This window comes from Flavobacterium sp. Sr18 (assembly GCF_011064265.1).
GTDB lineage: Bacteria > Bacteroidota > Bacteroidia > Flavobacteriales > Flavobacteriaceae > Flavobacterium > Flavobacterium petrolei.
This window is the reverse complement of the sequence record NZ_CP049329.1, coordinates 960,770-973,726: the sequence shown is the minus strand read 5'-3', so window position 1 is coordinate 973,726 and position 12,957 is coordinate 960,770. Positions and strand designations below refer to the sequence as shown.

The window sequence follows — 12,957 nt, the reverse complement described above, 5'->3', positions numbered from 1 at the left end:
CTATGTTTATCCTTTTTTAGTCTTTTTTGCTCTTTTCTTCGCTTTTTTTCCAGAATCACCAGAGTCAATATTTATGCGTACTTCTTTATAATTACCATCGTAACGCCATGAAAAACCAATGCCGCCGTATAGGGCAGAAGGTGTGTCTTTTAGGCTTGTACTAATCGAAGCGTCAATTTGCATGTTTTTATTCAATAAATAAGCGGCGCCTCCTCGAACAATCGCATCACTGTAAAAATCACTTTTGAAGCCTTGGTTTTCCACGAAACCAGACCATTTGTCATTAAATCCTCGGGTTAATGTCAATACATAACCATAACTAGGGAAATCAGTGGTTATATAATCCGCTAAGATATTAGTTACAAAAACCCATCTTCCGTCACCTAAATGGTTCTGAGTTATTAGCATTATTTTGGGGGAGATGCTGGATTCTGCAGAAAAGGAATACGGATTATCCGCCATAGTAAAATTTGCTCCCGCAAAAACAGAAACGGCAGGTACCAATTGGCGCCATCTGAAGCCGTGATTTGCTTTCCAACTGTAAAGATTGACCTTTTTCTGGGAATTTTTGAAAGGATCGTAAATCAAATATTTGGCTCCTAAAACTGTTTGTTTGAAATCTGCTCGATTGGAACTGTTAAACAAGGTAGTGTATTTCTCGTTTTGGTATTGGATGTCGGCAATCAATTCTAATTTCTCCATGAATAATCCCCATCGTAAGGTGGCGTCAATTCCAAAACCATTAGCATCATAATTCAACAAACTATGATTTTGTTTGATGCCATAAACGCCTGTTTCAATTTGGATTACTGATTTTCCAACTGCGAAAGCGGACATGGTTTCTCCAGGTCTGTTCGAATTTATTTGATCAGTATATTGGCCATAATGAATACATGGAATCATTAAAACAGCAGCGATAAATAAGATTTTGATTTTGGACATATTATTTTTTTTGGGTTAAAAAGTAATAACGCTTTTCAAATGTACTATATTTTATTATTTATTTAAGAGAGATATTTTAATTTTGAACGGTTGATTTATTAATTTTGGAAAAAATTACAGTTATATGCAAACAGCTTCCTTCATTGGTTTTATAAAAGCAATATTTTATATGATCGCTTTTTACTATATTTTCAGATTTTTAGCAAAATTGTTTTTGCCTTTACTAGTTAAAAAAGTAGTCGAAAAAGCAGGAGAGAATATGCAAAAGCAGCAGCAATATGCCCAAGACAATACTTGGAAAAAAACACAAAGTAAGGATGAAGTAATATACAATACTGCAAATGCTAAAAACCCACGCGAAACCAAAAAAGTGGGAGATTATGTTGATTACGAAGAAATAGATTAAATTTGTCGTTATTTGCAGGTTTTTTATTCTAATCCAAACTTTTTTAAATTGAAAATAATAAATAAGTTCTATCCGCACGCCCTTGCCATACTTGGTTTTGTACTCGTTTCTGTTCTTTATTTTTATCCTGTACTACAAGGAAAACAAATTTTTCAATCGGATATTGTACAATATACCGGAATGGCTAAAGAGCAAAATGACTTTAGAGCCACGGATCATATAGAACCTTATTGGACTAACTCAGCATTTGGTGGAATGCCAACCTATCAATTAGGAGCGAAATATCCGTACGATTATATTGGCGCTTTAGATGATGCGTTGCGATTTTTACCGCGTCCTGCGGATTATTTATTTTTATATTTTCTTGGGTTTTATGGTTTGATGTTAGTGCTAAAAGTTGATCCTTTGAAAGCCTTTTTTGGAGCATTGGCTTTCGGTTTATCTACCTATTTAATTATCATTCTCGGCGTTGGCCATAATGCCAAAGCGCATGCTATTGCTTACATGCCGCTTGTTATTGCCGGATTTATTCTGGTGTTTCAAAAAAAATATATTCTGGGAGGTTTGATTACGCTTTTTGCGACAGCACTAGAAATCAATGCGAATCACTTCCAAATGACCTATTACTTATTGATTTTCCTATTGATTCTTTCTGCTTATTTTTTATATCAGCAAGTAAAAGAGAAGGAATATAAATCCTTGTTGTATTCGTTTGGGATATTAGCAGCAGCAGGAATTTTAGCTATTGGTGCCAATGCTACTAATTTATTAGCCACTTCTGAGTATGCTGATTTTAGTATTCGTGGAAAAAGCGAATTGACTTTCAATCCAAACGGTTCAAAAAACGAAACGACTTCTTCAATGTCTAAGGACTATATCACGGAGTACAGTTATGGAGTGATGGAAAGTTTTAATCTTATTGCACCCCGACTTTTTGGTGGTTCAAATAATGAGGCTGTTGGCAAAGACAGTAATATGTATGAATTCATGATAGGTCAGGGAGTTTCAGAAGATCAAGCAACTGATTTTGTTTCGGGAATGCCAACGTATTGGGGAGATCAACCTATTGTGGCCGCTCCTGCATATATTGGAATCGTAATATTCTTTTTAGCAGTTTTGGCTTTATTTATCGATAAACGCAAAATTAAATATGTATTTCTATCCGGTTCAATAGTTGCGTTAATTCTGTCGTGGGGTAAAAACTTCCCTATTTTGACCGACTTTTTTATTGATTATGTTCCAATGTATGATAAATTCAGAGCGGTGTCGTCCATCCAAGTTGTGTTGGAATTGTGTTTCCCCGTTTTGGCTATTATGGGATTGCAGTCTTTCTTCAAATTGGACAAAAAACTGCAATGGAAAGCATTATATGAAACGACAATTTTAGGTTTAGGAATTATTTTGATTTTATTTTTAAGCAAAAGTATGTTCAGCTTTTCTGGAGGAAACGATGCTTATTTTCATGAAAGTTACGGTCCCGAATTTGTAAATGCGCTTAAGCTGGATCGAATGAGTTTATATAGTGCTGATTTATTGCGCTCAGGCTTTTTTATTGTATTGACTGCCGGAGTTTTATGGTTGTTCATTAAAGATAGATTTGCTCAAAATACTGCCATTATAATTGTAGGTTTATTGATGGTTTCCGATTTGTTTTTTGTGGATAAAAAATATGTTTCCGGGAAAGATTTTGTAAGCGGAAGTCAAGTTGAAGTACCTTTTCAAGAGACACCTTCGGATACTGAGATTCTAAAAGACACCGCTAATTACCGCGTTTTTGAAGTAGGCGATATCATGGGTGCAAGAGCTTCTTATTTTCATAAATCGATTGGTGGTTACAGTGCCGTAAGACCCAGAAGAATGCAACAATTGATTGATTATCAGATTTCCAAAAACAATATAGAAGTGCTTAATATGCTAAATGTTAAGTATGTTATCCAAAAAGACAAAGAAGGAAAAGAATTCCCAGTATCAAATCCGGATGTTAATGGAAATGCTTGGTTTGTAAGCCAAGTACAATTGGTCAATTCTGCTGATAAAGAGATGAAAGCTTTGGATAGTTTGGATTCTAAAAATGTGGCAGTTGTAAACAGTAAAGATTTTGAAATTAAAAATACGGCTTTCGCAAAAGACAGTTCAGCGAGTATAACTTTAGAAAATTATAAACCTAATTACTTGAAATATGTATCAAACAATTCAAAAGAAGGTTTAGCCGTTTTCTCCGAAATGTATTATGGAAAAGGTTGGAACGCGTATATTGATGGAAAAAGTGTGTCTCATATTAGAGTTGATTACGTTTTAAGAGGATTACAAATTCCGGAAGGAAAACACACGATAGAATTTAAGTTTGAACCACAAGTCGTAAAAACTGGAAGCACCATAACGTTAATTAGCTCCTTAGGAATGCTTTTCCTTTTAATTGGCGGGATTTACTTCGAAAGGAAGAAAAAGATTTAAGATTGTTGATTAACGAATTTTGATTTTAGATTTTAAATTATCGTATTATAACAAATCCTTGAACTTGAAACCGAAGAAAATTTTAATAATTACCTATTATTGGCCACCGGCGGGCGGGCCAGGTGTGCAACGTTGGCTTAAGTTTGTAAAGTATTTGCCAGACTTTGGCGTTCAGCCTATTGTTTATATTCCGGAGAATCCTTCGTATCCTATTATTGATAAAAATTTGGTTAAAGAAGTTTCGGATAAAGCGATTATACTGAAACAGAGGATTTTTGAACCCTATCAATTGGCTTCTTTTCTTTCAAAAAACAAAACTAAAAAAATCAGTTCGGGAATTATTCCAAATCAGAAAAAGCAATCTTTTCTGGACAAAACGTTTCTTTGGATTCGCGGGAATCTCTTTATTCCAGATGCGCGCGTTTTTTGGGTAAAACCATCGGTTGCTTATTTGGAGAAATATATTCTAGACAATGATATCGATACTATTATAACTTCCGGACCGCCGCACAGTCTGCATTTGATTGGATTAGAATTAAAACAAAAATTAGATTTAAAATGGTTTGCTGATTTCAGAGATCCGTGGACTACTATTGGCTATCATAAATCATTGCGACTATCTAGTTTTGCTGCCAAAAAACATAAAGCTCTGGAACATCAGGTTTTGAATACAGCGGATACAATTATAGTCACGAGTAAAACTACTAAAACGGAATTTCAAGCGATTACTACTAAACCGATTGCGGTAATTACCAATGGGTACGATACTGAACGGGTCGAAAAACAAACATTAGATGCTAAATTTAGTTTAGCACATATTGGTTCTTTTCTTTCCGAAAGAAATCCTTCGATTTTATGGGAAAGTTTAATTGAACTGACACATGAGATTCCAGATTTTAAATCACATTTAGAAATTAAACTAATCGGCGCAGTCAGCCAGGAAGTTTTAGAAACTATTTCTCAATTTGGGTTAAAACCGTATTTGAATAACTTAGGTTATGTTTCGCATGCAGAAGCAATTGCGCACCAGCGAAAATCACAGGTTTTGTTGCTTATTGAAATCAATTCTGAAGATACGAAAAGCATTATTCCCGGGAAATTATTCGAATATATGGTTTCAAACCGGCCAATTATTGCCATTGGACCAAAGGATTCTGACTTTGCAGAAATTATTACGAATACCAATACAGGTGTATTTTTTGATTATTCGGAGAAAGTGAAACTTAAAAGTGTAATTTTGGACTTTTATAATCAGTTTTTGGAAGGAAAATTACAATCTAATGGAGTTGGTTTACAAAACTATTCCAGAAGAAACCTAACCAAAGAATTGCTTGAATTGCTTAAAAGTTTAAATTAAAAGCGTGGTTTCTTCATACCTCGCAATGATAAAATAATGGGAATAGTATTAAATCAATCTTTAAAGAATACGATAATTACCTATTTGGGTTTTGGAATTGGGGCAATAAATACGTTGTATTTGTACCCTATTTTTTTGGGCGCTACGTATTATGCTTTAACGAATTATATCCTTTCAGTTGCCAATGTTATCATGCCTTTATTTGCAATAGGAATGCAAAATACGTTAGTGAAATTTTATTCCCAATATCAAACTGATGAAGAACGATCTCGATTTTTATCCTTTACCGTACTTTTTCCGTTGCTTTTATCGATTCCTTTAATTCTGATTGGATATATTTTCTTTGATGATATTTTATTCTTTGTATCAAAGAAAAATCCAGTAGTCAAGGATTTTATCTGGCTGATTCCATTTATTGGATTGTGCATGGCTTATTTCGAAATATTTTACGCTTGGGCCAGAGTTCACATGCATTCGGTTTTTGGGAATTTTATCAAAGAAGTAGGATTAAGGTTGTTTTCGTTATTAGCGTTAATTGGTGTCTATTATAAATGGATAACGGTTGTTGATTTTGTTTACATTACTGCTGGTATTTATTTTTTGGCATTGATTATTACAATGGGATATGCGTTTTATATCAAAACACCAAGTTTTCAGTTTGCAATTCCGCATAACGTAAAAGGTTTGATGGAGTACACTTTTTATATTATTTTATCAGGAAGTGTAGCTAATTTACTTTTGGATGGCGATAAAATTATGTTGAATCAATATATGGTTATTGAAAATATAGCCTATTATTCAATTGCAACCTTTATTGCTTTGGTAATATCAGTTCCAAGTCGGGCGATGCATCAAATTGTTTATCCCATCACTGCAAAACTGATGCATGATAACAAATTCGATGAATTAAATGTTTTATACAAAAAAACGTCAATAAATTTACAAGTCGTAGGTGGCTTTGTAATGTTGGGCATTTTTGTCAATATCAATCAGTTGTATGAAATTGTTCCTAAAGAATACAGCGGTGGAATTTTAGTTGTGTTTATGATTGGGTTGTCTAAATATTTTGATTTGATATTAGGGAATAATAATGCTATTATTTTTAATACTAAATATTATCGAGCGGTTTTGTTTCTGGGAGTTTTTTTAGTCGTTGTAGCTATTGGTTTAAACATGATTTTTATTCCTTTGTACGGAATTATGGGATCTGCTTTTGCTACTTTATTATCGATAACCTTATATAGTATTGCCAAGTTGCTTTTTGTGGTAAAACGATTGCATTTGTATCCATTTACAAAACAAACATTGTATTCTCTGGCAATAACACTGTTGTTATTTTTACTGTTTTACTTCTGGGAATTTCCTTTTAATCCAATGATTAATATTGTGTTGAAATCGGTTTTAATAACCCTACTATACGTTTATATTAATTACAAATTTGTTATTTCTGTCGAAATCAATCAAGCTATTGATGTAGTTTTTAAGAAATTAAAAATTATGTCTTAGTATTTTTATTTGATACATAAAGGAAATAACTCTTTCATTTTCTCTTATTTAGGAAAAGTCTTTTTTATTTAAAAATTTTAAATATCACTAAAAGTGGGTATTGTGGAGTTTTAATTTTGCTATTATTTTTGTGAAAGTTATATAAACGTATAACCGCAAAAAAATAGACGAATCGCAATGAAAAATAGTTCTTCCGCAATAAACGCAAATGATGCTGATTTAATTAAATTTACATCTATTCTAACCGATAAAACCAATAATGGATTTGTAGTTTTAGAACGAAATGATAAATTACCTTATGCAGTTTTATTAAAGAAGAAAAAAAAGGTGGACCATGTTTTTAATTTTTACATCTTTTGTGCTACTCTTGGACTTTGGTCTATAGCTTGGATATATATTTCACAAGTTTCATCAAAAGCTAAAAAAATATTAATAGCAATTGATGAAGACGGAAATCCATTTGAAGAGAAATGTTATATGGGGTAATGTTTATAATTTATCCTTCAAATATTTTCCTGTAACAGATTCTTTCATTTTGACAACTTGTTCCGGAGTTCCTACCGCGAGTAATTTGCCTCCATTTTCTCCTCCTTCAGGTCCTAAATCAATAATCCAGTCCGCACATTTTATCAAATCAAGGTTGTGTTCGATAACAATAATCGAATGTCCTTTGTCAATTAATGCATCAAAGGAAGCCAGTAGTTTCTTGATGTCATGAAAATGTAATCCAGTTGTAGGTTCATCAAAAACAAATAAAGCTTTGTCTTTTGTTGCTCCTTTCACTAGGAATGAAGCTAGTTTTATACGCTGTGCTTCTCCTCCGGAAAGGGTAGAAGAGGATTGTCCTAACTGAACATAACCCAATCCCACATCTTGCAACGGCTGTAGTTTTTGAGTGATTTTAGTTTGTTTGTTCGCAATGAAAAAAGCAATGGCATCGTCAATAGTCATCGTAAGAATATCGTGAATGTTTTTACCTTCATAAGCGACTTCCAGTACTTCTTTCTTAAATCTTTTCCCGTTGCAGGTTTCACAAGGCAATTGCACATCGGCCATGAAAACCATTTCTACGTTTATAGAACCTTCTCCTTTACAGGTTTCACATCTTCCACCATCAACATTAAAAGAGAAATGTTTGGCCTGATACCCTCTTATTTTTGATAATTTTTCCTTGGCATACAATTCCCGAATGTCATCATACGCTTTAATATAGGTCACAGGATTAGATCGGGAACTTCTTCCTATTGGGTTTTGGTCTACGTATTCAATATGTTTAATTTGCGAAAAAGAACCAGTCATTTCAGTAAACTGTCCTGCTTTTTCGCCTATATTTTCCAGCTTTTTCTGCATGGCCGGAAAAAGGATTTTCTTAACAAGCGTACTTTTCCCACTTCCAGAAACTCCAGTAATTACTGTTAACACATCCAATGGGAAAGTAACATCAATATTTTGAAGATTGTTTTCTCGAGCTCCTTTTATTTCTATAAAATTTTTAAATAATCTTCGTTTTTTAGGCACGGTAATTTCTAAATCTCCATTCAAATATTTTGCGGTAAGTGAAGTTGATTTTAATATTTCGTCATAAGTTCCTTGAGCGACTAAATGTCCTCCTAAAGTTCCCGCTTCCGGACCAATATCTATAATCATATCAGCGGCTTTCATGATATCTTCATCGTGTTCTACCACGATTACCGTGTTTCCTAAATCGCGTAGGGAAAGCAATACTTTTATCAAGCGCTCTGTGTCTTTTGGGTGTAAACCAATACTTGGCTCATCCAAAATATACATAGAACCCACTAAACTACTTCCAAGTGAAGTTGCTAAGTTGATGCGTTGCGATTCTCCACCGGAAAGTGTTGCTGAATTCCTGTTTAATGTCAGATAATCTAGTCCTACTTCGGTTAAAAAGGACAAACGGTTGTTGATTTCTACTAATAATCGTTTGGCAATTTGTTTTTCATAAACATCTAAATCAATATTTTTGAAGAAGGTAACCAAATGTTTTATAGGTAAATCAACTAAATCCGAAACTGTTTTTTCATTGATTTTTACGTAGGAAGCTTCAACTCTTAAACGTTTTCCTTTGCAGGAATGACATTTGGTTTTGCCTCTGTAACGCGAAAGCATGACTCTGTTTTGGATTTTATAATTCTTTTCTTCCAGTTCTTTAAAAAAATCATTTAATCCTTGAAAATAGCTATTTCCATTCCATATTAGCTCTTTTTGATCTTCGGATAATTGATAGTATGGTTTGTGTATTGGAAAATCAAATTTGTACGCCTTATTTACAAGTTCATCACGAAACCAGCTCATGCTTTCTCCTCTCCAAGGGAAAATAGCATTTTCAAAAACGGATAAAGTGGTATTTGGAACGACTAATTCGGCATCAATTCCTATGATATTTCCATATCCTTCGCAAACGGGACATGCTCCATAAGGATTGTTAAAACTAAATAAATGAACGTTTGGTTCTAAAAATGTAATACCATCTAATTCAAAATTATTGGAATAGGAATACTTTTTATCGGAGTTTAATTCTTGTAAATGGCAAATTCCTTTTCCTTCAAAGAAAGCAGTTTGCACCGCATCCGCCAATCGATTGTAGAATTCTTCTTCGCCTGAAGTTTCATGATTAACTACAATTCGGTCAACGATTAAGAAAATTTCTTTTTTATCTAAAGCATCCGGTAAATCGTCTAGGCGTACCATTTCATTATTTACTAATATTCGGGCAAATCCTTGTTGTAAAAGGACTTTTAGTTTGTCTTCCAGTTTTCGTCCTTCTTCAAGGTGAATGGGTGAAAGAAGTAACCATTTGCTGTCTAATTCAAATGTTTTTACATCGGAAACAACATCAGTAACCGTATTTTTTTTGACTTCACGACCAGAAATAGGGGAATACGTTCTTCCAATTCTGGCGAAAAGTAATTTAACATAATCGTATATTTCTGTTGAGGTTCCTACCGTAGAACGTGCATTTGTAGTATTCACCTTTTGTTCGATAGCAATCGCAGGAGCAATTCCTTTGATGTATTCTACTTTTGGTTTGTCCAATCGTCCAAGAAATTGTCTCGCATAAGACGATAAGCTTTCTACATAACGACGCTGCCCTTCGGCATATAAAGTATCAAAAGCCAAACTTGATTTTCCGGAACCCGAAAGTCCTGTGATAACCACTAATTTATTTCGGGGAATGGCTACATCTACATTTTTTAGGTTATGTACTTGTGCGCCTTTTATGATGATATTTTTCTTGGGATCTAATTTAGAAAGGTCAACTTGCATAAAAATGATAATTTTTACAAAAGTAATCAATTTTCAACAGAGAAAAGGGATTGAACAACTCACAAATATTGTTTAAAAGGTCGTGTGAAATCTCTTTTTTCTTCTTGTATAGTTTTTATGTTTTCTATCACCAAAAAAAATACTAATTTTAGGTTTATTTTTGAAAAAAATTAACAACAAGACCCTTTGAAAACAAAACTTTACTTTTTTCTTTTTTTAATATCCTTCTGTACTTTTTCTCAAGAATTACCCCCAATTGTAAAATATGCATCTAGTATTTACGGTGCGGGAAACCAAAACTGGATGATTGCTCAAGATCAAAATCATAATGTTTTTTTTGCTAACAATGAAGGATTATTAGAGTTCAATGGATCCAATTGGGAGTTATATCCGTCACCAAACGAAACGATTGTTCGTTCCGTGAAAGTAATTGGGAATAAAATTTTTACGGGTTGTTATATGGAATTTGGTTTTTGGACCCGACAAGCAAATGGAAAATTAAAATACACGTCACTTAGCAAAACAATAAAAACTAAAATTCTTGATGATGAGCAATTTTGGAACATATTAAATTATGATCAATGGATAATTTTCCAATCCTTGAACAGAATTTATATTTATGATACTAAAACGGGAGGTTTCAAAATTATTGCTCCAAAAAATAATATTACTAAGTCATTCCGTACCAAAAATGCAATCTACTTTCAAACAATAAACGAAGGACTTATTGAAATAGAAAGTGGTAAAGCACGGTTAATTTCTAATGATCCAATTTTGCAAAGCAATAAAATTGTCAATGTTTTTGCTATTGATGAAGGGCTTTTGATCCAAACACAGCAGAATGGATTTTATAAGCTCATAGGAGCTGCTTTGACAAAGTTTTCTACTGAGGCTGATTCGGAATTAGCAGCCAGTAGTTTGTATAGCAGTCAAGTGCTTTCGGATGGAAGTTTTGCTTTGGGAACCGTTTCCAATGGAATATTTATTTTAAACAATAGCGGAAAAATTAAATATCACATCACTCAAAATAAAGGATTGACTAATAATACTGCACTTTCTTTATATGAAGATGCTGATAAAAATCTTTGGGTAGGATTGGACAACGGAATCAATTGCATTAATCTGCAATCTCCAGTACAAAATTTTGTTGATGACACGGGAATTCTGGGGACGGTTTACACTTCAAAACTGTACAATGGAACTTTGTATGTAGGAACGAATCAAGGTCTATTTTATAAAAGTTATCAGAGTAAAGATGACTTCAAATTTGTAAATGGAACTAAAGGACAGGTTTGGTCATTGTTTGAACACGATGGGACGCTTTTTTGCGGTCACGATTCGGGGACATTTGTAATTGAAAATGCAGTAGCGAGAAATATATTTTCAGCATCAGGAACTTGGAAGTTTGAAACGGTACCCAATAAAAAAGGACTTTTGCTTCAAGGGAATTATTACGGAATTTCCGTTTTGTCAAAAATGAATAACCAATGGGGCTTCAGAAACAAAATAGTGGGATTTGATTATTCTTCAAAATATTTTGAAATCACAAACGATTTGAATGTGTTCGTAAGTCATGAATACAAAGGCGTTTACAGACTGGAATTAGACAGTAAACTGTTGAAAACAAAGCCTTTTTTGAAATATAAAACACCTGCAAAAGGGAAAAATGCCAGTTTGACAAAGTTTAATAATAGCATTTATTATGCAAATAAAGGAGGTATTTTTAAATTGAATGAAAAGACAAAACAATTCAGTAAAGATACTTTGTTAAGTGCTGTTTTTGAAAAAGATGAATACACTTCTGGAAAACTGATTGTGGATAATTCCAACAAAATATGGTTGTTTTCAAAAAATTACATCCATTATTTTTCATTGAGTAAATTGAGTAATCAACTGAAACAAAACGTGATTCCTATTCCCGCTTCATTGACGAATTCCATGTTGGGCTATGAAAATATTACTCAAATTTCTAATTCTAATTATTTGATTGGAACCACTGACGGATATTATATTTTAAATCTTAACGAGTTGAGTTTTAAAAATCATAATGTCTCAATTTCCGCAATTACTACAAATAAGCTTAATGAAAGCTCCGAAAATCGTTCGATTCTAGAAAAAGGTAGTTTTAAACATGATGATAATAATATTACTATCAATTACACGGTTCCTGAATTTAATAAATACATTAATGCTGAATTTCAATATTTATTAGAAGGATTTCAAGATGATTGGAGTGAATGGAGTGCGAAATCAACGGTAAATTTTAAAAACCTTCCTCCTGGTGAATATACTTTTAAGGTCAGAGCTAAATTTGCTAATTCTACTCTGGAAGATATAGCGGTATATTCTTTTACGGTTGAAAAACCTTGGTATTTAACCCATACTGCACTGTTAGTATATTTGATTTTTATAATGGTAATGGCTCGATTTATCCATAAGGCATATAAAAGTTACTATCAAAAACAAAAAGAAAAACTGATAGAAGAGAATAATCTTTTATTGGAAATTAAAGAACTGGAGAACGAGCAGGAATTGATGCGCATTAGAAACGAACAACTTTCGCAAGATGTAGATGCCAAAAATAGAGAGTTGGCTGTTTCAACGATGAGTTTGAATAGTAAAAATGAGTTATTGGCATTCATTAAAGATGATTTAAAGAAAACACCGGATGATGGGAACAGAAGTATAAAATCTGTCATTTCTACAATTAACAAGAACATTACAGAAGGGGATAGTTGGAGTGTTTTTAAGGAAGCTTTTGACAACGCAGATAAAGACTTCTTGAAAAAGATGAAAGCTGCTCATCCTTCGTTAACACCAAATGATTTGAGATTATGTGCCTACTTAAGATTGAATCTTTCCTCGAAAGAAGTGGCTCCTTTGTTAAACATTTCAGTACGAAGTGTTGAAATAAAAAGATATCGTTTGCGTAAAAAAATGGAATTAACGCATGAACAAGGGCTTGTTGAGTACATATTAGCTGTATAGTTTTCTTCAATTCCCTCAA

The 12,957-nt window shown here is 33.2% G+C and carries 8 protein-coding genes; 6 read left to right on the top strand and 2 right to left on the bottom strand.

The genetic code is table 11. The features are described 5' to 3' along the window. Nucleotides 1-6 precede the first annotated feature (6 nt). Nucleotides 7-942: a transporter gene (locus G7A72_RS04375; RefSeq protein WP_165151575.1), complete on the bottom strand. Its 936-nt coding sequence runs from the start codon at nucleotides 940-942 to the stop codon at nucleotides 7-9. A gap of 124 nt (nucleotides 943-1,066) precedes the next feature. Between G7A72_RS04375 and G7A72_RS04370 the strand changes: the two genes are divergently transcribed. From G7A72_RS04370 to G7A72_RS04350, 5 genes are all read left to right on the top strand, one after another. Next, complete coding sequence (locus G7A72_RS04370) at nucleotides 1,067-1,348, top strand: DUF4834 family protein (RefSeq protein ID WP_165151574.1); 282 nt, start codon at nucleotides 1,067-1,069, stop codon at nucleotides 1,346-1,348. Between the two features lie 48 nt (nucleotides 1,349-1,396). Beyond that, nucleotides 1,397-3,802 (top strand): YfhO family protein, encoded by a 2,406-nt coding sequence (locus tag G7A72_RS04365; protein WP_165151573.1) that lies wholly within the window; start codon nucleotides 1,397-1,399, stop codon nucleotides 3,800-3,802. 64 nt (nucleotides 3,803-3,866) lie between these two features. Beyond that, a complete protein-coding gene (locus G7A72_RS04360) occupies nucleotides 3,867-5,159 on the top strand; it encodes a glycosyltransferase family 4 protein (protein WP_165151572.1) in 1,293 nt (430 codons plus the stop codon). A 36-nt stretch (nucleotides 5,160-5,195) separates the two neighbouring features. Further along, entirely contained in the window at nucleotides 5,196-6,665 is a 1,470-nt protein-coding gene (locus G7A72_RS04355) for a lipopolysaccharide biosynthesis protein (protein WP_165151571.1), read from the top strand. 177 nt (nucleotides 6,666-6,842) lie between these two features. Beyond that, nucleotides 6,843-7,151, top strand: coding sequence for a hypothetical protein (locus G7A72_RS04350; RefSeq protein ID WP_113666750.1), 309 nt, complete (start codon nucleotides 6,843-6,845; stop codon nucleotides 7,149-7,151). Nucleotides 7,152-7,154: 3 nt separating this feature from the next. Here G7A72_RS04350 and uvrA read toward each other — a convergent pair whose 3' ends face one another. After that, nucleotides 7,155-9,950 (bottom strand): excinuclease ABC subunit UvrA, encoded by a 2,796-nt coding sequence (gene uvrA, locus G7A72_RS04345; RefSeq protein ID WP_165151570.1) that lies wholly within the window; start codon nucleotides 9,948-9,950, stop codon nucleotides 7,155-7,157. Between the two features lie 186 nt (nucleotides 9,951-10,136). Here uvrA and G7A72_RS04340 point away from each other — a divergent pair, with 186 nt between their 5' ends. Next, a complete protein-coding gene (locus G7A72_RS04340; protein WP_241258574.1) occupies nucleotides 10,137-12,938 on the top strand; it encodes a triple tyrosine motif-containing protein in 2,802 nt (933 codons plus the stop codon). The last annotated feature ends 19 nt before the right edge of the window (nucleotides 12,939-12,957 follow it).

What these genes read in the sequence shown, in the direction of transcription:
- G7A72_RS04370 (WP_165151574.1), top strand. Translation starts at nt 1,067, where the DNA reads ATGCAAACAGCTTCCTTCATTGGTTTTATAAAAGCAATATTTTATATG.
- uvrA (WP_165151570.1), bottom strand. Translation starts at nt 9,950, where the DNA reads ATGCAAGTTGACCTTTCTAAATTAGATCCCAAGAAAAATATCATCATA.
- G7A72_RS04375 (WP_165151575.1), bottom strand. Translation starts at nt 942, where the DNA reads ATGTCCAAAATCAAAATCTTATTTATCGCTGCTGTTTTAATGATTCCA.
- G7A72_RS04350 (WP_113666750.1), top strand. Translation starts at nt 6,843, where the DNA reads ATGAAAAATAGTTCTTCCGCAATAAACGCAAATGATGCTGATTTAATT.
- G7A72_RS04355 (WP_165151571.1), top strand. Translation starts at nt 5,196, where the DNA reads ATGGGAATAGTATTAAATCAATCTTTAAAGAATACGATAATTACCTAT.